General features: G+C 65.2%; 22 protein-coding genes. 11 read left to right on the top strand and 11 right to left on the bottom strand.

Annotated elements, in window-relative coordinates; translation table 11 throughout:
* The first annotated feature begins 53 nt into the window (after positions 1-53).
* The 7 genes from fabD (at position 54) to gmk (ending at position 6,752) form a co-directional block, all read left to right on the top strand.
* Positions 54-1,013 carry an ACP S-malonyltransferase gene (gene fabD / locus BRAD3257_RS22195; RefSeq protein WP_122406713.1) on the top strand — a complete coding sequence of 320 codons (960 nt, stop codon included), beginning with the start codon at positions 54-56 and terminating at the stop codon, positions 1,011-1,013.
* An 11-nt stretch (positions 1,014-1,024) separates the two neighbouring features.
* Positions 1,025-1,762: a 3-oxoacyl-[acyl-carrier-protein] reductase gene (gene fabG, locus BRAD3257_RS22190; RefSeq protein WP_122403579.1), complete on the top strand. Its 738-nt coding sequence runs from the start codon at positions 1,025-1,027 to the stop codon at positions 1,760-1,762.
* Between the two features lie 311 nt (positions 1,763-2,073).
* Positions 2,074-2,313, top strand: coding sequence for an acyl carrier protein (locus tag BRAD3257_RS22185; RefSeq protein WP_008551805.1), 240 nt, complete (start codon positions 2,074-2,076; stop codon positions 2,311-2,313).
* A gap of 108 nt (positions 2,314-2,421) precedes the next feature.
* The gene (gene fabF / locus BRAD3257_RS22180) at positions 2,422-3,687 is read left to right on the top strand and encodes a beta-ketoacyl-ACP synthase II (protein WP_027574175.1); all 1,266 of its coding nucleotides are present in this window, start codon (positions 2,422-2,424) and stop codon (positions 3,685-3,687) included.
* Between the two features lie 126 nt (positions 3,688-3,813).
* On the top strand, positions 3,814-5,088 hold the full coding sequence (mltG, locus tag BRAD3257_RS22175; RefSeq protein ID WP_122403578.1) for an endolytic transglycosylase MltG: 1,275 nt from the start codon (positions 3,814-3,816) through the stop codon (positions 5,086-5,088).
* A 113-nt stretch (positions 5,089-5,201) separates the two neighbouring features.
* Complete coding sequence (locus BRAD3257_RS22170) at positions 5,202-6,089, top strand: YicC/YloC family endoribonuclease (RefSeq protein WP_122403577.1); 888 nt, start codon at positions 5,202-5,204, stop codon at positions 6,087-6,089.
* 3 nt (positions 6,090-6,092) lie between these two features.
* Positions 6,093-6,752, top strand: coding sequence for a guanylate kinase (gmk, locus tag BRAD3257_RS22165; protein WP_122403576.1), 660 nt, complete (start codon positions 6,093-6,095; stop codon positions 6,750-6,752).
* On the opposite strand, the gene BRAD3257_RS22160 is transcribed toward gmk, so the two are convergent.
* On the bottom strand, positions 6,685-7,905 hold the full coding sequence (locus tag BRAD3257_RS22160) for a hypothetical protein (protein WP_174221587.1): 1,221 nt from the start codon (positions 7,903-7,905) through the stop codon (positions 6,685-6,687). The two genes, gmk and BRAD3257_RS22160, sit on opposite strands and share 68 nt — an antisense overlap.
* Before the next feature lie 634 nt (positions 7,906-8,539).
* Here BRAD3257_RS22160 and BRAD3257_RS22150 point away from each other — a divergent pair.
* On the top strand, positions 8,540-9,538 hold the full coding sequence (locus tag BRAD3257_RS22150) for an IS110 family RNA-guided transposase (RefSeq protein WP_122403573.1): 999 nt from the start codon (positions 8,540-8,542) through the stop codon (positions 9,536-9,538).
* Positions 9,539-10,104: 566 nt separating this feature from the next.
* On the opposite strand, the gene BRAD3257_RS22140 is transcribed toward BRAD3257_RS22150, so the two are convergent.
* Both BRAD3257_RS22140 and BRAD3257_RS22135 read right to left on the bottom strand, forming a co-directional pair.
* Positions 10,105-10,806, bottom strand: coding sequence for a Crp/Fnr family transcriptional regulator (locus BRAD3257_RS22140; protein ID WP_122403571.1), 702 nt, complete (start codon positions 10,804-10,806; stop codon positions 10,105-10,107).
* Positions 10,807-10,823: 17 nt separating this feature from the next.
* Complete coding sequence (locus BRAD3257_RS22135) at positions 10,824-11,063, bottom strand: hypothetical protein (RefSeq protein WP_122403570.1); 240 nt, start codon at positions 11,061-11,063, stop codon at positions 10,824-10,826.
* Between the two features lie 152 nt (positions 11,064-11,215).
* Between BRAD3257_RS22135 and BRAD3257_RS22130 the strand changes: the two genes are divergently transcribed.
* The gene (locus tag BRAD3257_RS22130) at positions 11,216-11,953 is read left to right on the top strand and encodes a Crp/Fnr family transcriptional regulator (protein WP_122403569.1); all 738 of its coding nucleotides are present in this window, start codon (positions 11,216-11,218) and stop codon (positions 11,951-11,953) included.
* 78 nt (positions 11,954-12,031) lie between these two features.
* The gene (locus BRAD3257_RS22125; protein ID WP_122403568.1) at positions 12,032-12,259 is read left to right on the top strand and encodes a hypothetical protein; all 228 of its coding nucleotides are present in this window, start codon (positions 12,032-12,034) and stop codon (positions 12,257-12,259) included.
* A gap of 54 nt (positions 12,260-12,313) precedes the next feature.
* On the opposite strand, the gene BRAD3257_RS22120 is transcribed toward BRAD3257_RS22125, so the two are convergent.
* The 8 genes from BRAD3257_RS22120 to lptF all read right to left on the bottom strand — a co-directional run bounded on the left by BRAD3257_RS22120 (position 12,314) and on the right by lptF (position 21,516).
* Positions 12,314-12,550 (bottom strand): hypothetical protein, encoded by a 237-nt coding sequence (locus BRAD3257_RS22120; protein WP_122403567.1) that lies wholly within the window; start codon positions 12,548-12,550, stop codon positions 12,314-12,316.
* Between the two features lie 76 nt (positions 12,551-12,626).
* Positions 12,627-13,685, bottom strand: a complete 1,059-nt coding sequence (locus tag BRAD3257_RS22115; protein WP_122406712.1) for an alcohol dehydrogenase — start codon at positions 13,683-13,685, stop codon at positions 12,627-12,629.
* A 16-nt stretch (positions 13,686-13,701) separates the two neighbouring features.
* Positions 13,702-14,562, bottom strand: a complete 861-nt coding sequence (gene rsmA, locus BRAD3257_RS22110) for a 16S rRNA (adenine(1518)-N(6)/adenine(1519)-N(6))-dimethyltransferase RsmA (RefSeq protein ID WP_122403566.1) — start codon at positions 14,560-14,562, stop codon at positions 13,702-13,704.
* A gap of 166 nt (positions 14,563-14,728) precedes the next feature.
* Positions 14,729-15,760 carry a 4-hydroxythreonine-4-phosphate dehydrogenase PdxA gene (pdxA, locus tag BRAD3257_RS22105; RefSeq protein WP_122403565.1) on the bottom strand — a complete coding sequence of 344 codons (1,032 nt, stop codon included), beginning with the start codon at positions 15,758-15,760 and terminating at the stop codon, positions 14,729-14,731.
* Entirely contained in the window at positions 15,760-16,695 is a 936-nt protein-coding gene (locus BRAD3257_RS22100) for a SurA N-terminal domain-containing protein (RefSeq protein WP_162500307.1), read from the bottom strand. The genes pdxA and BRAD3257_RS22100 overlap by 1 nt, the downstream gene beginning before the upstream one ends.
* A gap of 68 nt (positions 16,696-16,763) precedes the next feature.
* Positions 16,764-19,253, bottom strand: coding sequence for an LPS-assembly protein LptD (locus BRAD3257_RS22095; protein ID WP_162500306.1), 2,490 nt, complete (start codon positions 19,251-19,253; stop codon positions 16,764-16,766).
* Positions 19,253-20,350, bottom strand: a complete 1,098-nt coding sequence (gene lptG, locus BRAD3257_RS22090; protein WP_122403563.1) for an LPS export ABC transporter permease LptG — start codon at positions 20,348-20,350, stop codon at positions 19,253-19,255. The genes BRAD3257_RS22095 and lptG overlap by 1 nt, the downstream gene beginning before the upstream one ends.
* A complete protein-coding gene (gene lptF, locus BRAD3257_RS22085; RefSeq protein ID WP_122403562.1) occupies positions 20,347-21,516 on the bottom strand; it encodes an LPS export ABC transporter permease LptF in 1,170 nt (389 codons plus the stop codon). Before lptF ends, lptG begins: the two co-directional genes overlap by 4 nt.
* Positions 21,517-21,854: 338 nt before the next feature.
* Between lptF and BRAD3257_RS22080 the strand changes: the two genes are divergently transcribed.
* Entirely contained in the window at positions 21,855-23,354 is a 1,500-nt protein-coding gene (locus tag BRAD3257_RS22080; protein ID WP_122403561.1) for a leucyl aminopeptidase, read from the top strand.
* Positions 23,355-23,357: the final 3 nt, after the last annotated feature.

Here is a 23,357-nt window from a genome sequence, read left to right as displayed (position 1 = left end):
TAATCGGCTGCCGGTTCTCGAGAGGGATCATGCCTGACAAGCAGGGAGCGCCGATGACGGCTGCATTCACATTTCCTGGGCAGGGTTCCCAGGCTGTCGGCATGGGCAAGGCTCTGGCCGACGCCTTTCCGGTGGCGCGCGCCGTGTTCGACGAGGTCGATGCTGCGCTTGGGGAGAAGCTGACGGCCATCATCTGGGACGGTCCGGCCGAAACCCTCCAACTCACCGAGAACGCCCAGCCGGCGCTGATGGCAGTGTCTATCGCCACCCTGCGCGTGCTCGAAGCCGAGGCTGGTTTTTCCGTCGGGCGAGACGCGGCCTTCGTTGCCGGCCACTCGCTTGGTGAATATTCGGCGCTGGCCGCGGCCGGCAGCCTGACGGTTTCGGATACCGCCCGTCTGCTTCGCACCCGCGGTCTCGCAATGCAAAAGGCCGTCCCGGTCGGCGCCGGCGCGATGGCCGCGCTGCTTGGTCTCGACTATGAGGCCGCCCTGGAGGTCGCCGGCGAGGCGGCGCAGGGCCAGGTCTGCCAGGCCGCCAATGACAATGGTGGCGGGCAGGTGGTGGTTTCCGGCGACAAGGCCGCGGTCGATCGCGCCGTCGAGATTGCCAAAGCCAAGGGCGCCAAACGCGCGATGCTGCTGCCGGTGTCCGCGCCGTTCCATTGCAAGCTGATGCAGCCCGCCGCCGACGCCATGGCGGAGGCGCTCTCGAAGGTCACGATCAAGGCGCCGGCGGCGCCGCTGGTATCCAACGTGCTGGCGAGCGCCATCACCGATCCCGACGAGATCCGCCGCCGCCTGGTCGAGCAGGTCACCGGCACTGTTCGCTGGCGCGAGTCGGTCGCCTACATGGCCGGGCAGGGCGTCACCCGCTTCTTCGAGATCGGCGCCGGAAAGGTGCTGACCGGTCTCGTCAAGCGCATTGCGGACGGTGCCGTCGGCGTTGCGGTCGGCAGTCCGAACGATATTGCCGCCGCCAAGGATGCATTGGCCGCCGTGAAGCAGGCGTAAAGGAGTCATCAATGTTCGATCTGACTGGCCGAAAGGCGCTCGTCACCGGCGCGACCGGCGGCATCGGCGGCGCGATCGCGCAGGCGCTGCACGCGCAGGGCGCCACCGTCGCGATATCGGGGACGCGGAAGGAGGTGCTGGACGAGCTTGCGGGCAAGCTCGGCGAACGCACCCATGTGCTGCCATGCAATCTTTCCAAGACCGATGAGGTCGAGGCCCTGGTGCCGGCTGCGGAAGCAGCGATGGGCCAGGTCGACATTCTCATCGCCAATGCCGGCATCACGCGCGACAACCTCTTCGTGCAACTCCGTGACGAGGACTGGGACGAGGTCATCAACGTCAATCTGACCGCGACCTTCCGCCTGGCGCGCGCCGCGACCAAGCTGATGATGCGCAAGCGCTTCGGCCGCATCATCGCCATCACTTCTGTGGTCGGCGTCACCGGCAATCCGGGGCAGGGCAATTATACTGCATCGAAGGCAGGCCTGATCGGCATGATCAAGACGCTCGGCGCCGAATACGCCAAGCGTGGCGTCACCGCGAACTGCATCGCGCCCGGCTTCATCAAGACGCCGATGACGGATGCGCTCAACGACAAGCAGCGCGAAACGATTCTGACCAAGGTTCCGGCCGCCCGCCTGGGGACGCCCGAGGACATCGCGGCGGCCGCCGTCTACCTGAGCTCGAACGAAGCATCCTACGTCACCGGGCAGACCATCCACGTCAACGGCGGCATGGCCATGATCTGACGTCTCGAGCCGCGCCGCCTGTCAGGGCGGTGCGGCATGCGGCAAACGGCCGTTTCCGGAGCGAAATGAGGCTTGTAGTCAAGGCAATTGAAGTATGATAACCGGACCTTCAACGGATGGGCAAAGAACGCCATTGCAGGTTTTTGAAACCCTGTATATTGGCGATGCGGAGCCTTTGGCCGTCGTTCGCCGGGGCCGCATCTGTTAGGATGGGCCAAATCAAAGTTCGTAAGCGAAGGCAGTCAAACGACCACGACGGCTCGTATCGTCCCGGGGGGTCGGGTCTACAGGGAACAACACGAGGTTAAGCAATGAGTGACATTGGCGAGCGGGTTAAGAAGATCGTGGTCGAACACCTTGGTGTTGAACCCGAGAAGGTTGTCGACAACGCGAGCTTCATCGACGACCTCGGCGCCGACAGTCTGGACACCGTCGAGCTGGTGATGGCGTTCGAAGAGGAATTCGGTTGCGAGATTCCGGACGACGCCGCGGAAACGATTCTCACCGTCGGCGACGCCACGAAGTTTCTCGAGAAGAACGCGAAGAGCTAAGGCTCTTCATTTTCGCGGGGACAACATTGAAACCGGACGGGCCGCTTCGCAGCGGTCAGCCGGTTTCTTGTTATTGGCCGTGAATCTTTCGATGCGGAGTTTTCGGATATGAGGCGGGTCGTCGTCACGGGTCTCGGCATGGTCTCGCCACTCGGCTGTGGCGTCGAGCCGACCTGGAAGCGCATCCTTAACGGCGAAAGCGGCGCGCGCAGGATCGAGAGCTTCGATGTCTCCGATCTTCAGACCAAGATCGCCTGCACGGTCGTACGCGGCGACGGGTCGAACGACAGCTTCAATCCCGACAAGTGGATGGAGCCGAAGGACCAGCGCAAGGTCGACGACTTCATCATCTTCGGCATGGCCGCGGCCGGCCAGGCGCTCGACGATGCCAACTGGCATCCCGAGACCGAAGAGGACAAGTGTGCGACCGGCACCATGATTGGGTCCGGCATCGGCGGCCTCAACGGCATCGCCGATACCGCGATCCTCTTGAAGGAGCGTGGGCCGCGCCGGGTGTCGCCGTTCTTCATTCCAGGCCGCCTGATCAATCTCGCCTCCGGCTACGTCTCGATCGCGCACGGGCTGAAGGGGCCGAACCATTCGGTGGTCACGGCCTGCTCGACCGGCGCGCACGCGGTCGGCGATGCCGCCCGCCTGATCGCACTCGGCGATGCCGACGTGATGGTCGCAGGCGGCGCCGAGTCGCCGATCAGCCGCATCGGCATTGCCGGCTTCAATGCCGCGCGTGCGCTCTCGACCGGTTTCAACGAGACGCCCGAGAAGGCCTCGCGTCCCTATGACAAGGACCGCGACGGCTTCGTGATGGGCGAGGGCGCCGGTGTCCTCGTGCTGGAAGAGCTCGAGCACGCCAGGCGCCGCGGCGCCAGGATCTATGCCGAGGTGATCGGCTACGGCCTCTCCGGCGATGCCTACCACATCACCTCGCCGTCGCCGGACGGCGATGGCGGCTTCCGCAGCATGTCGGCGGCGCTCAAGCGTGCCGGCCTGACGCCGTCCGATCTCGACTACATCAACGCGCACGGCACCTCGACACCGCTCGGCGACGAGATCGAGCTCGGTGCCGTCGAGCGCCTGCTCGGCAATGCCGCCTCGAAGGTTGCGATGTCCTCGACCAAGTCGTCGACCGGCCATCTCCTCGGCGCGGCCGGCGCGATCGAGGCGATCTTCGCCATTCTCGCGATTCGCGATAATGTCGTGCCGCCGACGATCAATCTCGACAATCCCTCGGTCGAGACCGCGATCGATCTCGTGCCGCACAAGGCGAAGCAGCGTGAGGTCAACGTCGCGTTGTCGAACTCTTTTGGTTTTGGCGGTACCAATGCGTCGGTGATCGTCCGGCGCCTGGCCAGTTAGTTTGCGTTTGAGACGAATCCACCGTTTTGCCGTATTCGGCGATAGTCATGGACGTGGGCGCGTGCATTTTGGCACGGCAAGCGATTGTCGGGCCGCGATTGAACCGGCAGGATTCAGGTTGTCTCAATGAGTGAAAGGCCGCCCATTTCACCCCGGAGTCCGCGGGCCGCGCTCGAGCCCGAGCAGCTCCCGCCGCCGCCCAAGCGGTCGGACCGCGCGCGCAACCCGCTCGTGATCGTCGGCAATGCCATCATCACCCTTGTGCTGATCACCATGCTCGGCGCCGGCGGCATCTATTATTACGGCCGGCAGGTGCTCGAGGCGCCTGGACCGCTGAAAGAGGACAAGATCGTCAACATCCCGCAGCGTGCGGGCAAGCGCGATATCGCCGAGACGCTGAACCGGGAAGGCGTGACCGACGTCAATCCCTGGGTGTTCATCGCCAGCGTCGCCGCGTTGAAGGCGAGCTCGGACCTCAAGCCGGGTGAGTATTCGTTCCAGAGGAACGCGTCGCTGCGCGACGTGATCGCCACGATCGTCGAGGGCAAGGTGGTGCAGCATGCCGTCACGATTCCGGAGGGCCTGACCTCCGAGCAGATCGTGGCGCGGCTGACCGACAACGACATCTTCACCGGCAGCGTGCGCGAGCTGCCGCGCGAAGGTACGTTGTTGCCGGAGACCTACAAATTCCCGCGCGGCACCCCGCGCGAGCAGGTGATCCAGCGCATGCAGCAGGCACATAAGCGTGTGCTTGCCGAGATCTGGGAGCGCCGCAATCAGGACGTTCCGGTCAAGACGCCGGAGCAGCTGGTCACGTTGGCGTCCATCATCGAGAAGGAAACCGGCAAGCCCGATGAGCGCAGCCGCGTCGCCGCGGTGTTCGTCAATCGCCTGAAGCAGAGGATCAAGCTGCAGTCCGATCCCACGATCATCTACGGGCTCGTCGGCGGCAAGGGGACGCTGGGCCGGCCGATCAAGCGCAGCGAGATCACGCAGCCCTCGCCCTACAACACCTATGTGATCGAGGGCCTGCCGCCGGGTCCGATCTCCAATCCGGGCCGCGCTTCGCTGGAAGCCGCCGCCAACCCGGCCCGCACCCGCGACCTCTATTTCGTCGCGGACGGCACCGGCGGGCACGCCTTCACCGAGACCTACGACGCGCACCAGAAGAACGTCGCCAAGCTGCGCGCAATGGAAAAGCAGATCCAGAACGACACGGTCGAGCCGGCCGAGGACGCGCAGCCGCCGGCCGCCGCCGCTCCCGGACCTGCCGACACACCGACTGCGACAACGCCGGCGCGGCCCAATCAGCAGAAGAAGCCGCCTGCGGCGCGCCCCGCCAATCCCGCACCGGCCCGGCAGGGCGCGGTCCAATCCTCGCCGCCGGTGGTCCAGCGCTAGGCTCGCGGACCTTGCCTGCGGACATTGCGGATTCCACTTTCCGGCAAAATAGTCTTAAGATTCGCGTGGCTTGATGGCCTCGCGAATCCCGAGTTCCTGGAGAATCTGAACTGATGGCGCTGTCGTCCATGACCGGCTTTGCCCGAAGCCACGGCGCGAGCGGGCCGTACACCTTCGAATGGGAATTGAAGTCGGTCAACGCCAAGGGCTTTGACTTGCGGGTGCGGCTGCCGCAGGGGTTCGACGAGCTCGAGGCTCATGCCAAGAAGCGCGCCGGCGAGCTGCTCTCGCGCGGCACCGTCTACGCCAATCTCAACGTCAAGCGCACCAACGCTGCCGCCACGGTGCGCGTCAACGAGGACGTCCTCAACGCGGTCCTGAAGGCCGCCGCGCTGATTTCCGGCAAGGTCGACGCGGTGGCGCCGAGCATCGACGGCCTGCTCGCCATCAAGGGCGTCGTCGAGGTCGCCGAGCCCGAGGGTGACGAGGAAGAGGACAAGGCCGCGCGTGCCGCTGCAGCCGACGCCTTCGATAAGGCGCTCGCCGACCTCGTCGCGATGCGCAAGCGCGAGGGCACGTCGCTGGGGCAGATTCTGATCCAGCGCGTCGACGAGATCGAGCAGCTGGCCAAGAAGGCCGAGGCCGCGCCCGGCCGCAAGCCGGAGGTGATCAAGGCCAAGCTCGCTGAGCAGATCGCTACGCTGCTCGACACCACCGATCGTTTCGATTCCGATCGCCTGATGCAGGAGGCGATCCTGATCGCGACCAAGGCCGACATCCGCGAGGAGCTCGACCGCATTGCCTCGCACATCGCGCAGGCGCGCGAGTTGATCGGCAAGGGCGGCCCGATCGGGCGCAAGCTCGACTTCCTGGCGCAGGAGTTTCATCGCGAGGTCAACACCTGCTGCTCGAAGTCGAACGACATCGAGCTGACCAACACCGGGCTGGCCATGAAGAACGTGGTCGAGCAATTCCGCGAGCAGGTCCAGAATCTGGAGTGATCGATGGCGACGGGCGGTCACGGAACTGACGGTGTCGAGCGGCGCGGATTGATGTTCGTGCTGTCTTCGCCGTCGGGCGCGGGCAAGACGACGCTGTCGCGTCTCCTGATGGAGCGGACGCCCGGCTTGAAAATGTCGGTCTCGGCGACGACGCGGCCGATGCGTCCCGGTGAGGTCAACGGCAAGGATTATTCGTTCGTCGACAAGGCGACGTTCGACGCGATGGCGAAGGCCGGCGAGCTCCTGGAATGGGCGACGGTATTCGACAATAGTTACGGCACGCCGCGCGGCCCCGTCGAGGCGGCGCTGTCGGCGGGACAGGACGTGCTGTTCGACATCGACTGGCAGGGCACTCAGCAGCTGCGCGAGAAGGCGCGTGCCGACGTCGTCAGCGTCTTCATCCTGCCACCCTCGGCGGCCGATCTCGAGAAGCGCCTGCACTCGCGCGCGCAGGATTCCGACGAGGTGATCCGCAAGCGCATGAGCCGCGCCAGCCACGAGATGAGCCACTGGGCCGAGTACGACTACATCGTCATCAACCGCGACGTCGACGAGGCCTTCGCCGAGGTGCAGTCGATCCTGAAGGCCGAACGCCTCAAGCGCGAGCGGCGGATTGGCCTCGTAGGCTTCGTGCGAAGTTTGCAAGGTCAGCTTCAAGGTTAGGCCGCGACAGGCGCGGCCCTTCCTTCGCCAGCTGCTCCAGCATCGACGTGATAGCGTCGATGTCGACGGCATCGGCATCACGGCCTGCCGGCGCGTCATCGTGATCCTTGCTGATTTCCTTGGCGGCGCGTTGGGGCGCAGTGGCGACGGTCTCGAATTTCTTCTCGACCAGCTTGATCTCGACATTGCCGCTTCTGGCCTCGACAGGTTCAGTTGCCGGAGCGGCGGCACGCCGCCCGCGCGCATCGATCAACTCGAGCTCGCGACCGATCGCTGCAAGTTTCGTCACGTGTCTCGTCGGTTGCGGGCGCGCCGCATCGAAGTCGACGGGGCGCGGCGGCTGAGCGACGGCCGGCTGTGAAGCGAGCCAGGGCGCATGGCTTCCGTCCTGATGCTGCGCCTCCCAATCTGCCCAATGTGCGTGACGGCCGGCCGAGTGGAGGCGGACGCGCGCACCGGCGAAGCGGTAGATGAGGCTGGCCAGGATTCCGGCAAGCGCCAGCGCGCCGCCGATCACGAGCAGCAGCATCTGGAGCGAGCCGGTCGGCTTGTCGGTCGTGTTGTCTGCAGCAGCGAGCGGGGACGGGGATTTCGACGGCTTTGCGCTTGGCTGCGCGGCTGCCGCGACAACGGTCGGTGCCGGCGGTGGCGCCGGCGGAGCGGACGCTGTGGAGACATCAGGCCAGGGCGCGGCGCCGGCGGGTTGCTGCGCGCTGCCATCAGCGGCCTGATCCGCGGATTGCTGTACCGGTGTCGCGGCGGCTCCTTGCGCGACGGCATTCGGCGTTTTGGGGTCGGCGCCATTCCGCGGCGTCAGATATTCGGCGCGCGCGTCCTGCACCGGATGCTGCTGCGGCGCCGGCGCATCTGCGGTCGGTGTATCGCTCGTGGTCTGCGTGGTCTGCGCGGTCCTCGCGCTGTCCTTGTCGCCGGCGGCGCGCAGATACCAGCATTTGCGCTTGGTGGTGCGGTCGAGGCGATAGTACCAGTGCTGGCCCTGCGGCGCGGCATCCTTCGGTGAAGCCAGGCAGTCGGGGGCCGCGTTGGCCGTGCTCGATGCGGTTGGCGCGTTCTGCGATACCGCGGCCAATGGCGCGCCGGCAATGATGCTGGCGACGAGGGTCGAAATGAACTTTGCGGCGCGGTTGCCCATCCTGGTCTCCCGGTTACGCATGACGCAACTCTCTACCAGCCCCTTCTCGTCAAAGACTTGGGTGGCAATGAGCCGCAAATCCGGAGAGGATGTGGCTTGAATCGGGCCTGCGGCGCGTTCGTTCCGCTGTGGTGAGGCGTTTTTGTCCGCGCGAAGGCTCGGTGGAGGATGAATCCCGCAGCAGCTCTGCGCATGAGAGTTCCCCTTGTTCGGCGCCAATGATCTGGCTGGGCCGCGGCCACGGCCTTGCAGTCCCGCGGCAGGTTCTGCCCGAGGCTTGCTGACTTTTGCCGCCCGTTGGATGCCAAAGGGCGCAGGGAATGCCAGCGCCGGCTGGCACCCGCAGATCCGTGCGCTTTCCAAGAATGCACACGGGGTGGATCACAGGTCTCGCCGAACGCTTGGCCTTCCCTGCGCGGCTGGTTTTAACGGTGTCCTTCGTGCTCTTGTGTCCAGAAAATCTGCCAGAATGTGCGAACGGGCGGTTCTCGCAAAACCGCCCGTCGCTGGATCTGAGCCCGTTCGTGCTCAAAGGCCTTGAGCCTGTCGGGGAGCGAGGGACAGATCCGGTGGTCTTCCTCAACCCGAACAGTTGCATGGGCTTCGAGCCCGAACCGAGCAAGGAAGGGAGTAGATGATGGCACAAAACGACGTCCTTGTCGCTGGCATCGACGTGGCCAAGGACAAGGTGGATGTGTGCATTCGCTCATTGTCACAACGGCAGACGTTCGCGAGCAGCCCAGAAGGTCGGCGAGCGCTGATCCGCTGGCTTCGCAAGCACAAGGTCGGCAAAGCCGCCATGGAGGCTTCCGGTGGTTATGAGCGGGAGTGGGCCAAGGTGCTACGCCAGGATGGTATCGAAGGCTTGGTGGTGGATCCAAAGCGGGTGCGCAACTTCGCCAAATCGGCTGGACAGCTCGCCAAGAACGATCCGATCGATGCGGAGATGATTGCCTGGTTCGCCGAGACCTTCATTGAGGCAAGGGGGCAAGCCTACGATGCGGCACGCGAGAAGCTGGCGCAGATCGTGAGTGCGCGCCAGGCTCTGATTGACGTGCAGACGAGCTTGCGAAACAGGACGGAGCATTCCACTCCTGACGTCGTGCAGAAGATGCAAAATCGCCTGCTGAAGCGGCTCGCCGCCGAAATTGCCAAGCTGGAAGCAGCGATCGCAGCCCTGATCAAGACCACACCGCGTTTTGCCGAACTCGCCGAGATCATCGAGAGCGTACCAGGTCTTGCCGGGGGCACATCCGCCGGACTGATCGGGGCGATGCCGGAACTCGGCCAGATAGGCAACAAAGTGGCCGCGGCCCTGCTGGGTGCTGCGCCTTATGACGACGACAGCGGCAAACGTCGGGGCGTCCGTCATATCCAGGGCGGACGCCGCAAGGTCCGCAACGTCTTCTACATGGCGTCCATGGGAGCCGCGACCCGGCATAACCCCGTGCTCAAGGCCTTTTACGATCGCCTGATCGCCAAAGGCAAGGAGCCGAAGGTTGCGCTCATCGCCTGCATGCGCAAGCTGATCGTGATCCTGAACGTCATGATCGCACGCGGCGAGAAATGGGACGCCGGCCGGTACGAAGTGAGCAACTCCGCTCGGCTTCCGCCGAGCGCTTGCACGCCCTGAAGACCGGCGAGCGGACGGGGTCAAGGCCGGAAGCCGCCGGAGGCGGTGGCGCGCCAGCGCCAGCCTTGAGGCCGGCCGATCGCCGGGCTACTTCAACACAGTTGCTCCCCGGGGAGCGATGCACTATTGCCCCCGTCGCCTTGCGGATGGCTGATGCGCGTGCCCGGTCGGGCCGCCGCATCACCACAAGCCTTGACGCACAGACCCCGGGCGTCAGGACCACACGACTTCTCCGTCCCCGGACGACCCCACCGGATCATCAGGGGCTGGCGCGTGCTCACCCAAGACGACCAACGAGGCCGCTTTAACTGCGCCGTGTCGTACCGCGTCGCGTGAGACTCACGGTTGCCCGCCCTGTCACCACGCCATCCGCGCCGGCGCTGCCGCGTCCACCGCCACCCGGCCCGCATCTCGTGACGATCGCGAAGCGCCCCTTTGGCAGGGCCGGGATGCGAGGTGTATGCCATAAATCCGAAATTCGGAAAAGTAAAATATTTTTGCGAGGAGGGGCTTGACGCGGTGTTTTGCCCGACGCCTCGCGAAATCACACGCTCATGCTCCAACGCTCAGCTCAGATAATCCGGCGTAAAATCCGCAAGTCTCCGCAGCTCGTCGGGCTGGAGCAGCGCGATCTCGCTGCCCTCCCACGTGATCAGTCCACGATGCCTCAGCTCCTGAATGGTGCGATTGACGTGGACGATCGACAGTCCGCAGGCGTCAGCAACGTGCCGCTGCGTCATCGGCATCTGGAAACTGCCGTCCTTGACGAGGCCGACGACCTCCAGCCGCGCGGCGAGCTCGCAGATGAGATGCGCAAGCTTGGGCAGCGCCGCCTGTGCGCCGAGGCGCGCGATCCATTGCCGCGAGATCGCGGCATCGATCAGTGTCTCGTGCCAGAAGGCGCGGGTCAGGTGGATGGAGCCGTCGAGCAGCTGGCGCAGCTGGCTGTGCGCAACGGTGCCGACGATGGTCGGGCCTAGCCCGACGAGGTCTGCATCGATCGGCGAGATCAGCAGCGTGTGCAGGCACGGCATGTCGCCGGGAACGTGGAAGGCGAGGATCTGGCTGCGATCGCCGACGATACGGGCCTGGTAGAGGAAGCCGCTGACGACGAAGACGCAGCGTGAAGGGGCCTCGCCCTGGCGTAACACGATCTCGCCGTCCGCGACCTGGCGCAGCGTCGACGGCAAGCCTGCGATCTGCCGGCGTTCGTCCTCGGATAGGCCTTCGATCGCCTGGAGACGCGCGATGAACTTCGGATGCGGCATGAGACCAGTGGTGCGCTTCAGACGTCGCGCGGCCCGGACGCCTCGAGCAGGCGCCGCGAGAGTCTTGCGATGGTCCAGTCCGAGACCGGAACGGAGCGGAACTCGCGGATGGCACGGGCCAGTTCCTGATCCGACATCGGGTGGGCAGGCTCCTTCAGCGTTCCGTTGAGGAGGGCCTCGGTAATGCTGTCCAGGTGCTCGCCTGTACCGGATGCGAACAGTCCGCGAATGCGTTCCAGGATCGTCGGGGGATTCATAAGGCGGCTGGGTCCGAAATCGGGGGATGGTGTGGCTGCGATCGGTGCGTCACGAACCGGTTAGCAACCTGTGCTTCCGACCCGCGTTCTAGTCCGCTGAACGCAAGCCGGACGTATCATTTGATAGAACCGGCGCGATTTTCGGCGGGCCCATGCAAAATGCTCACGACGTGCTGATCCGGAACCTCGGCGAGCACACCGGGCTCGCGGAGGAGGATATTGCCGAGATCCGCGCGCTCACCTTCACGCTGCGCGATTTCGCGCCCAACGAGGATTTCATCCGTCAAGGTGACGAGCCGAAGCATTCGGCATTGGTCGTCTCCGGCATGGTTGCCCGCTATCACCTGCTCGGCAGCGGGCGGCGACAATATTTGGCGTTTCATCTCACCGGCGACCTTCCGGATGCGCAGGGCTTGTTCATTGACATGATGGATCATGGGCTCAGTGCGCTCGGGCCGGCGTCGATCGCCTTCATCCCGCATCGCGAATTGTTCGTCGCGTTCCGGCGGCGGCCGACCTTTGGGCTGGCCGTCTGGCGCGAGACGCTGCTCGATGCCGCGATCTTCCGCGAGGCCATCACCAACAACAGCGCGCGGCCGATGCAGGCGCGTATGGCGCACCTTTTTTGCGAGCTGTTCTACCGGGCCCGCGCGGCGCAGCTGGTCCGCGGCAATCGCTGCCGCCTGCCGATCAGCCTGGCTCAGCTTGGCGAGACCTTGGGCATGGCGATCGCGACGGTGAACCGGACCCTTGCCGACCTCAGGCGGAGCGGAGCCATGGACCTGCGCGAGGGCGAGCTGATCGTGCTGAAGTGGCGTGAATTGCAGCGGCTCGGAGATTTCAGTCCAGCCTATCTGCACCTGAAACGGCAGGCGCCGCCCTTTGTGTAAGGCGCGTTAGCGCGAAGTTCAGCCTGAGGGGAACAACTCTCTTGCGGGCACGTCATTTATGAGACGAGGGAGATGCCAATGAAAGCGCTCATCGTGGCGATCGCGTTTGCAGCGATGGCCGGGCCCGTCATCGCGCAGAATTCCGGACCGGCTCCGCAGTCCGGCATGGAGAGGCCGGAGAACACGAACGGTGCCACCGAGAAAGGGACGATGGATACCACCGGCATGAATGCAACTCAGGCAGATCGGCCCGGCATCAAGGATGCGTCCAAGACCGAGCACAGGACCGGCGGCAAGAAAAAATGAGTGCGCCGGCCATGCAACGGCGTCGGTTGCGCACGCAGCGATAGCCGAAGGCCATCATCCAGGGCGCGCTTCACGTCCGGCGGCGGCATCGCCCTTCGCCGCAGCCGCGCGATAGGCGTCGATCGCTCTGTTGGCAAGCATCAACTGCCGGCGTTCACCGGCCCGGAGCTGGGCTTCGATCGAGTCGAGCAGGAAATTTGCGCTCTCGTCGGGCGGCCCGAGCTCGCCACTCTTCTCCAGGCAGCTCCAGGCGATGAAGAACGCGCTTTCAACGGTGCAACGGATCGACATGCGCTGCCAACGCGGCGCGGTCGCAGGCGTTCCGTGCGGCGGGCGAGACTTGCGTCGGGCCCGCCGCTCGAGCGGATCAGTTCTTGAGTACGATGCGGCCGACGACCTTGCCGGCGCGCAGCTCGTCGATCCATTTCTGCACGTCGCCCATCGGCTCCTCGCGCATCGGCGTCGGCTTGATCTTGCCGGCGCGTGCGAGCGCCATCAGCTCGTGCGCCTCAGCCAGCGTGCCGACCATGAAACCTTCGATGGTCATGCGCTTATAGACCCATTGCACCATCGGCAGCCTGAACTGGCCGCCCATCAGGCCGGAGACCACGATCTTGCCGCCGCGCGCGGCGACCGCGACCGCGAACGCCATCGACTTCTCGTTGCCGGCGAAATCCACGATCTCGTCGAAGCCGCCTTCGGTTTCTTTCAGGATACGTTTGATCACGTCAGGCTCGGCCGGATCGTAGGCGACGGCGGCGCCGTTCTCGAGCGCGGTCTCGCGTGCGGCCGGTGACAGATCTGCGACCGTGATCGGTTGCTTGAACATTGCCTGCGCGAACGACAGGCCCATCATGCCGACGCCGCCGAGGCCGATCAGCAAGAGGTTGCGCTGGCGCGGACGGTCGACCAGGCGCTTGAGCGCGCCATAGGCGGTCACCCCGGAGCACATCAAGGTCGCGGCCTGGTTGACCGGCAGGGGATCGTAATCGAGCAGATATTTGGCGTCGGGGACCAGCACGTGGCTGGCGAAGCCGCCATCGATGGAGACGCCGAGGAAGCGCTGTTTGACGCAGAGATTCTCGTCGCCATTGGCGCAGTCGCGGCACTGGCCGCAGCCGATCCATGGAAACACGGCCTTCTTGGCGCCGACGAGGCTGGCTGCTACGTCGGGACCGACTTCGTCGACGACGCCCGCGATCTCGTGGCCGAGCGTGAAGGGCAGCATCATGCCGCGCGTGGTGTCGAGCTTCTTGCCGCCGCCGAGATCGGCGTAGCCGTCCTGGATGTGCAGGTCGGAATGGCAGAGGCCGCAGCGCTCGATGCGCACCAGCACCTCGCGGCCTTGCGGCTTGGGCGTGTCGACGATGGTCTCGCACAGCGGCGCATCGAACTTGACCAGGGACTGCCTGCGCATCAGCGCCATATTCTTTCCTCCGAAATTATCGCTCTGCTTCATTCCGTATATTGGCCAATTCACGGGCCATGGCAACAAAGCCGGAAATCGGGATGGTCTCGGCGCGCCGCGTCGCATCGACGCCGGCGGCGCTCGCGAGCCGCGCGGGATCGACGCCCAGCGACTTCAGGCTTTGCCGCAGCATTTTTCGGCGCTGGCCGAACGCGGCGGCGGCGACCTGCTCGAGCAGCCTGCGATCGCAGGGCAGAGGCTCTGGGCGCGGCACGAGGCGCACAACGGAGGAGGTGACCTTCGGTGGCGGCACGAAGGCCGAGGGCGAGATATCGAACAGGATCTTGGTCTCGCAGCGCCAGTTGGCGAGCACGCCGAGCCGGCCATAGGCCTCTTCGCCCTCGCGCGCGACGATGCGCTCGCCGACCTCGCGCTGGAACATCAAGACCATCATCTCGTACCAGGGCGGCCAGGGCTCGACGGTGAGCCAGTTGATGAGAAGCTGGGTCGCGATGTTGTAGGGCAGGTTGGCGACGATCTTTGCGCGTTCGCCTGAGAGTAGCGGGCGCGGATCGAAGGTCATGGCATCGCCATGCACGATCTCGAGCCGGCCGGGATAGCGCGCCGAAATATCTTGCAGGGCCGGAATTGCGCGCTCGTCATGCTCGATGGCGATGACGCGCCGCGCGCCGAGCGCGAGCAGCGCCCGCGTCAGCCCGCCCGGGCCGGGGCCGATCTCGACGACCGTCGCCTCGTCCAGCGGCGCGGCCGCGCGCGCGATGCGCGCTGTCAGGTTGAGGTCGAGCAAGAAGTTCTGGCCGAGCGATTTCCTGGCCGACAGCGCATGCTGGCGAATGACCTCGCGCAGCGGCGGGAGGTCGTCGATCGCGCTCATCAGCGGGTGCCCTTAGCTTTCCGAAGTTCGTGCCAACCTGCGGCGCCCTTGTACGAACTTCGGAAAGCTGAGGGCACCAAGAAATTATCATTGTAGTGCCGCTTGTCGATCTGAAGTTCCTGAACGCGCTCGCGGCGTGCACTGCAGGAACTTCAGATCGGCGGCACTACGAAGCCGCCATGCGGCTGGCAAGCTGAAGCGCCGCGATCAGGCTCGCCGGATTGGCTTTACCCGTGCCGGCGATGTCGAAGGCGGTGCCGTGATCGGGCGAGGTGCGGATGATGGGCAGGCCGAGCGTGACGTTGACGGCGTCATCGAAGGCGACCGTCTTGATCGGGATCAGCGCCTGGTCGTGATACATGCAGACCGCGCAGTCATAGGTCTGTCGTGCGGCCTGGTGGAACATGGTGTCGGCGGGCAGCGGGCCCCTGGCTTCGATACCGCCGTTGCGCAGGACTTTGAGCGCCGGGGCGATGACGGTCTGCTCCTCGTGGCCGAGAGATCCGTCCTCGCCGGCATGCGGATTGAGGCCGGAGATCGCGATGCGCGGCTTTGCGATGCCGAAGCGGGACTTCAGTTCGGTCGCGACGATGCGTACGGTCGAGACGATCAGCTCGCTGGTGAGCTCTCCCAGCGCATCGCGCAGCGGGACGTGGATGGTCACGGGCACCACGGCAAGCTGCGGCGACCACAGCATCATCACCGGCTGCGGCACGCGGCCGTTCTCCGCGGCAAGCTCGGCGAGGAATTCGGTGTGGCCGGGATGGCGGAAGCCGGCGCGGTAGAGCACGCTCTTGGCGATCGGATTGGTGACGACGGCGCCGGCGCGACCTGCGCGCACGTCGATGACCGCCTGACGGATCGAGGCGAGCGCAGCCGGCGCGCTGGATGCGTCGGGCTTGCCGGGTTCGGCGCTCGCGCGCTCGCCGGTCGCGACCACGGGCAGGGCATCAGTGAAGGCGGAAGCGGCCTCACTGGGGCTCACCGCGGCGATCCTGATGTCAACGCCGAGCGCCCGGGCCCGCCGCGCGATCAGCGCGTCGTCCCCGAGCAGATAGAAGGCGGGCAGGTTCAGCTCGCGGCGCCTGAGCCAGGCTGCGATCGTGATGTCGGGGCCGATGCCGGCGGGCTCTCCAAGGGTGAGGGCAAGGGGCTTGGCTGCGGACTTGGTGGAGGGCTCTGAGAGGGGCTTGGCCATCAGCGGTTGCGATATTCGATCATCGCCGCCTTGCGGAGCTCGTCGAGATAGGCCTTCTGGGTCTTCTCGTACTTCTCCTGATACATCTTCTCGCGGACCTCGCGCTTCTTCGGCGTGTCGATCATGGTCGGCTTGCGCGAGCACAGCACCACCATCTCGATGCCCGCCTTGGTCACCTCGGGCGCGGTCAGGTGGCCGATCGGCGTGTCGTCGAGCAACTTGCGCAGCGGGTCGGGCAGCTCTGCGGTGGTCTTGGTGACGGCGTCGCGGATGGTGGCGTTCGGCGTCGAGCGGAACAGCGAGTTGGCTTCCTCGCAGCTCCCAACGCGGGCCCGATAGGTCTCGGCTTCCTTCTTCCGGGTTTCCAGGAACGCCGCGGACGAGCCGCGCGGCACGATCAGCACGATCGGCTGCATCTTGTATTCGGTGCCTTCGATCTGAAGCTTGTCGCCGGTCTGGGCCTGCACGGCCTGCGCGACGTCGCGCTCGCCGACGAGCAGCTTCTCCTTGAATCGGCCGCGCACCAGGCTGGTCCAGACCATCTCGGCCTTCATGCGGCCTTTCAGCGTTTCGGGGCGGACACCCTTAGATTCGAGTGATTTGGTGAGCTGCTCCGGCGTGATGCGCATGCGCTGCGCCATACCCTCGTAGGACTGGTTGACGTCGGAGACGCCGGGATCGACCCCGTACTTCTTGCCTTCCTTGAGCTTCACCTTGTCGTCGATCAGCTCGTTGATGACCTCCTGCCGGCTCGGGGTCTTCTGCGTCGTCAGCTGGTCGAGCCTGGAGCGCTGCTCGATGTCGAAATCGGTGATCGGATCGCCGTTGACCATGACGACGATGTTCTGCGCGCGCGACGGCGAGGGCAGTCCGGTCAGGATCAGCCCGGCACTGATGGCGAGCAGGAGGCGGAAGACGGGCAATGAGGTCGTCATGATTGTCGCTCGCAGGTCAGCCGCGTCGAGCCTGTGATGGGGCAGGCACGGCTGGCACTTCAAACCGTTCACTGGAGGCCGGCGGAACTGCTGGTCGTCGACGTGGTCGCCAGCGTGCGCAGGCCGATCTGGAACATGAACGCATGGCTCAGCACGGGCGGCGTGGTGCCCGCAGAATAGCTATACGAAGTTACGTAGTTCGCCGCCAGCACGAAGCAATCGTCGACATAGCCGGCACCGAGCACATATTGATTGATCTTGTTGGCCTCGAGGTCCCAGCGCGCCGAGCCCGAAACCACCCAGTTGTTCGCGACCTTCAGCGATCCCGAGGTCAGGATGCCCTCGCGGCGGGTCAGATAGCCGAGTTCCGGCTGCGCTGCGTAATTGCCGTACAGCACGCTGACCGACCAGCGATTGAAGTTGGCGCGGCCTTCCGCCTCGAAGCGCTGCACGTTCCAGGTCTGCTCGTCCATGCGGGAACGGACGCTGAACGTGTAGGTGCTGTTGGGCGAGTAGCTGGCGCTCGCCACGTAATCCGAGCGCGGCTTGTCCAGGCCGGAATTGATGCCCGTATTGATGGCGTCCTGAACCGCGAAGGAGTTCAGGCCGAACAGGTGGTAGGACTCGCCGAACAGCACCTTGACCGCGCCGCCCTTGTCGAACTGCGTGGTGGACTGCACGCCGACATTGGCGCGGCCGCCGCCCTCGACCCGGTCGTAGCCGGAGAACTTGTCGACGCTGAACAGGTTCGAGGCGTCGAACACCATGCTCTGGGCGTCCTCGTTCGGCAGCTTGCCGGCATAGGTCTCGTTCGGCCGGATGATGATCTGCGCGATCGGCTCGACGGTGGTCGAGCCCCAGGGCTGGATGTTGATGAAGGGATAGCGGTACTCCAGGCCCACGGTCGGCATCAGGCGGAACGCCTGGGTGTCGCCGATGGGCAGGTAGTTCGACACGCCGGGCTGGTTGGAGACCGACGAGTTGATCGCGTCGGCGCGCAGGCTCGCGAACGGCGTCCAGATCTGGCCGAACGGATCGGTGAAGGATTTGCGCCACTGCGCTTCCGCCGTCAGGCGTGTGTAGGTGCCCGGGAAGCCGCGCAGCAGGCACTGCGAGGGCATACGCGCCAGCGGATCGGCCGACGCCGTGGTGCACAGGCCGTTGGTGTTGGCGACCGTCGTGATCGGATCGAACACCGCATCGTCACGCGACAGGTTCACGAAGTTGGTCTTGTAGCTGAACTCGCCGCCGAACACGGGATAGTTGAGCACGTTCGAATAGTCGATCACCGGATAGACGATCGGCACCTGGCTCTGGTTGCCCGAATAGCTCAGCCAGTACATCGTGCGCGCGTCGAAGAAGCTGCGGTTGCCGACGCCGGTCAGATAGAGCTGCGACAGCGCTTCCGTCGGCAGCAACAGGAACGAGCCGAGCGGATCACGGTACTGATAGAGCCGGTAGTCCGAGAAGAAATAGTAGTCGGACATCAGGACGCCGTCCCAGCCCCAGACCCATTTGTCGTTCAGCGCGAACTGACCCTTGGTGTCGACGGCGCCGCGGAACTGGCGGTCGCCGGGCTGCCCGGCAAAGGCTCCGGGATCGAGCTGGTCGATGCCGTAAGCGCGGATCTGGTAGGCGCCGTCGATCAGGCGCTGGCGGAATTCGCCCTGCAGCATGACGCCTTGCCGTGTCATGAAGCGGGGGGTGATGGTCGCGTCCATGTCGGGCGCGATCGCCCAGTAATAGGGAACCTCGACGCCGAAGCCCGTGTTCGTCGTGCCCGGGAAGTAGCCGGGCATCAGGAAGCCGGACTTGCGCTTCACGGTCGGGTCGGGGGTCGAGAAATAGGGCATGTAGGCGAGCGGCACGCCGAAGAATTCGAGCTGCGCGGTCTCGAAATACAGCATCTTCTCCTGCTGGTCGTGGATGATGCGCGCACCCTTGACCTGCCATAGCGGCGGCTTCTTCGGATCGTCCTTACACGGCGCGCAGGCCGTGTAGACGCCGTTCTCGAACACCGTGTAGTTGCCACTGGAGCGGTCGGCGCGGCTCGCGGCCATGCGGGTCTGGTCGGCTGTGTCCACGCGCAGCGAGTCGACGAAACCGTCGCGGTAATCGTCGGAGAGATCCATGATCTCGGCATAGGTGATCTTGCCGTCGGCATCCGTCATGCGGATGTTGCCTTCGGCATGCAGCCGCTTGGTCTTCTGGTCGTAGATGACCCGGTCGGCCTCGACGCTGGTGCCGTTGTAGAACAGCTGGACGTTACCGACCGCGGAGACGCGCGAATTGTTGTAGTCGTAGTCGACCTCGGTCGCCTGAACCAGCATCTGGTTGTCGTTGGCGGCCTTCGGCGGCTTCGGACGCGGCGGCAGCGGATTGTAGGTGAAGCTCTGGGCCTGGGTCGGCGCCACGACGGCAGCGTCGATCAAGCCGCCGAGCGAGGCAGCGGCGACGACAGCCATCAGGAGCCTGCGGACGGACAAGCCGCACCCGTTCGCGCGCACCAACGTGCGCCGCGTCAAACGAGACACGAGCCCTCGGTGGACGGCAGTCACTATCCGTCCTCCTGATAGAGCAAGGCCAAAAAGCCGGTGAGGCCGCCCACCACAACGGGCAACCACGCCGCAGCGATCGGATGCATCAACTCAGCCTTGCTCAAATCCTCAGTTACTTTCGACAGAACGTAGAGCAGAAAGCCTGCGCCCACGCCACTCAAAACCATCTTCTGCACGCCGCCCATCCGGAAGAAGCGCAACGACACGGAGGCCGCGAGCATCACCATGGCTGCGAGCAAAAACGGCTGTGCCAGAAGCTTCTGATACTGGAGTCGGTATCCGGCTGTCGCGAAGCCCGAGCTTTCCGAGGAGCGGATGTAGCTCGGTAGTTGCCAAAAGGACACAGTCTCGGGGGTGGAAAAGCTGTTGCGGACCTGCGCCTCGGTCAACGTGGTCGGAATCTCCAGGCTGGCCTGGTCGATCGGGGGCGCGTCCAGCGAGAAGCGGCGGACGCCTTTGAACACCCAGCGGCCGGCCTCGAGCGTCGCCTCGCGCGCCTCGACCCGCTCCTTGAAGTGCTGGTCCGAGTCGAACCGGAACAGCGTGAGCCCGGTGAGCCGGATGCCCTGCTGCTCGCTCCGCGCCGCGTTGATGATGGTCTGGCCGTCGTTGGTCACCTGATTGAGCCAGAAGCCGGAGGCGTCCTGAATGCCGCCGCCGGGCGCCGAGCCGAACAGCTCGGCCTCCATGCGCTTGGACAGCTCGCGCAAATTGGCCGACATGGGATTGTAGGCGACGGTGGCGATCACCCCGATCAGCAGCGCGCTGCCGAGCGCCGGCGAGATGAACTGCCAGGCGGAGATGCCGGCAGCGCGCGCCACCACCAGCTCGAGCCGGCGGGAGAGCGCGAGATAGCAGGTCATGGCGCCGATCAGCATGCAGAACGGCGTCAGCTTCTCCAGGAGCTGCGGCACCCGGAACAGCGAGGTCTCGGCCACCATGATCGCGGAGGCGGATGCCAGCCCCGAGGTCTTGCGCACCATCTCGATGTAGTCGACCAGCACCAGCAGCAGGAAAATGCCGCCGAAGACGCCGAGCGCCGCGACCACGAAGCGGCCTGCGAAGTAGCGCCCGAGTGTGTTGGTGAGCATGCTCATGCGGTGGCCGGACGTCCGAACAGCCGCGCGATCCGTGCGTTCGACCTGTTGATGGCCTCCATCAGGCCGGGAGGCGGCTCGACCACGACGCCGCCGATGATCATGGCCAGCCCGACGCCGATCGCGCCGACGACCATCGCATATTGGACCAGCACCGCGCCCGGCGATTTCACCGCCATCACCGAACAGGCGAAGCCGGCCATGCGCAGGCCGAACACCGCCAGGATCGAGGAGGCGATCGAGAAATTCCGGCTCTGGCGCGTGGTGCGAGGCGCCCCAAGGAACGCGAAGGTCAGCACGGCAAAGGCGAACGGATAGATCGGCGCCAGGATGCCGTCGTGCAGGGCCGAGCGGAACTGACCGGGAATCTGCTTGTAGACGGGGTCGTTCTCGGACGGCGAGAACAGCTCCCACAGATAGCGCTCGCGGATGCCGAGGGTGACGTCGCGGCCCTGGTTGGAGAACTTCGACATGTCGAAACCGTAGCGGCCGAACGCCACCAGCGCCGGATCGCGCTTGCCCGCCTCGAAGCGCTGAAGATTGCCGGTCTCCAGCACCAGGAACGAGCCGGTCTCGTTCTTCACGACCTCGCCGTGCTCGGCGACGATCGAGACGCGCTCGTTCGGATCGCGGCGGTCGTCGATGAAGATGCCGGCGAGGATGCCGCCGGGCAGGCGCTCGCGGATCCGGATCGTCAGGTTCCTGTCGAGCTGGGCGAAGCGGCCGGGCTGCAGGATGTTGGTGAGCACGTCGGCCGTGATCTCGGCGTCCCACTGCTTGATCCGCCGCATGCCGTCGGGGGCGAGATAGGCCGCGATGAAGGCGACCAGCAGCGCCACCACGCAGGTGGCGTAGAAGAACGGATAGAACAGCCGGAACGGCGAGAAGCCGGCGGCATTCATCACGATGATCTCGGAATCGGTCGCGAGCTTGTTCAGCGTGTGCGAGATCGCGATCATCAGCGCGATCGGCGAGATGATCAGAACCAGGGCCGGGATCACGAGGCTTGTGATGCCGAGGAAGGTGAGAATGGTCTGACCCTGACTCGTCATCAGGTCGATGCCGCGCAACGCCTGCGTAATCCAGATCACGCCGGTGAGGCTGACCAGGACCAGCGCAAACGACGCCAGCGTCGTACGGAAGATATACCTATCGATCGACCCCATGCGCGACCGCACGAATCCCCATCAAGCCCCAATGTCGACCAGAATTCCGGCGTCCAACCCATCCCCGTCAGGGGATCCCCAAGGTCGGCCAGCAGCTCTTCCGGCGGTTCACTTTCTCACTACCATCCCTTTGATCCGTCAACAAAATGGCTGCCCCGTGGCACCCTCAATATATGGTTAATATTTCGATCGTTGTGGCCTCGCGGCCACGGCGGCGCTTGGCATCGGACGGGCCGCTGGACCATAGTGGGGGAAGCCTCAGTGAATCGCCGTTCAGCTCCGGTTTGTGACTGGAACCCCCGAACGACGAAAAGCCCCATGTTTTGGAGGAGTTATCCATGTCCGATGCCATCAAGGTCGGCTTTGTCCCGTTGTCTGCCGCCCCCCGTGGCATCCTGGTCGTGTTCTGCGATGACGGCCTGAAGCTCGGCCCGGCAACGGGGAAGGCGCTGGGTGGCGCCGTCGACCTCGTGAAGCGCGCGGCGGCTGCTGCGGCCTTCAAGGGTAAAAGCGGGGCCGCGCTGGACATACTGGCGCCCGAGGGCGTGAAGGCGACGCGGCTGATCGTGATCGGCGCCGGCAAGGCGACCGGCCTGAAAGCGAACGATTTCCTCAAATTCGGCGGGGTGGCCGCGAGCAAGCTGCCCGCTGGCACCAGCGCCATGACCATCATCGCGGAGCTGCCCGGTGGCGCCATGACGAGCGAGCAGGCGGTTGCGATCGCCTCGGGCCTTCGCTTACGCACCTACAAGTTCGACCGCTACAAGACCAAGAAGAAGGATGGCGAGGAGGGGGGCTCGCGTGCCGACGTCTCGCTTGCGGTCGGCGATGCCAGTGCTGCGAAGAAGGCGTTTGCCTCGGCCGGCCACGTCGTCGACGGCGTGATCGTTGCGCGCGACCTCGTCAACGAGCCGCCGAACGTGCTTTTCCCCGAGGAATTCGCGCGCAGAGCCAGTCAGCTCCGCAAGCTCGGGGTCAAGGTCGAGGTGCTCGACGTCAAGGCGATGCAGAAGCTCGGCATGGGCGCGCTGCTCGGCGTCGGCCAGGGCTCGGCGCGGCCGAGCCGCACCGTGATCATGCGCTGGGACGGAGCCAAGAAGGGCGAGGCACCGGTCGCGTTCGTCGGCAAGGGCGTCTGTTTCGACACCGGCGGCATCTCGATCAAGCCGGCCGGCAGCATGGAGGACATGAAGGGCGACATGGGAGGCGCGGCCTGCGTCGTCGGCCTGATGCATGCGCTCGCTGCGCGCAAGGCGAAGGTCAACGCGGTCGGCGCCATCGGCCTCGTCGAGAACATGCCCGATGGCAACGCGCAGCGGCCGGGCGACATCGTCACCTCGATGTCCGGTCAGACCATCGAGATCATCAATACCGACGCGGAGGGCCGCCTCGTGCTGGCCGACGTGCTCTGGTACGTCGCCAAGAAGGTGAAGCCGAAATTCATGGTGGATCTGGCGACGCTAACCGGCGCGATCATGGTGGCGCTCGGCACCGAGCATGCCGGCATGTTCTCCAACAACGACGAGCTTGCCGACCGGCTGCTCGCGGCCGGCATCGAGAGTGGGGAGAAGGTCTGGCGGATGCCGCTCGGGCCCGAATACGACAAGCTGATCGATTCCCAGTTTGCCGACATGAAGAATACCGGCGGCCGCCATGGCGGCTCGATCACCGCAGCGCAGTTCCTGCAGCGCTTCGTCGACGGTACGCCCTGGGCGCATCTCGACATCGCCGGGACCGCAATGGGCGCGCCGAAGACCGACATCAACCAGAGCTGGGGAAGCGGTTATGGCGTCCGTCTGCTCGACCGGCTGGTCGCCGACCACTACGAGCGCAAATGACCT

Source organism: Bradyrhizobium vignae (assembly GCF_900324035.1).
Lineage (GTDB): Bacteria > Pseudomonadota > Alphaproteobacteria > Rhizobiales > Xanthobacteraceae > Bradyrhizobium > Bradyrhizobium vignae.
The sequence above is the reverse complement of the archived record's forward strand: the minus strand, read 5'-3'. Positions and strand labels throughout refer to the sequence as shown.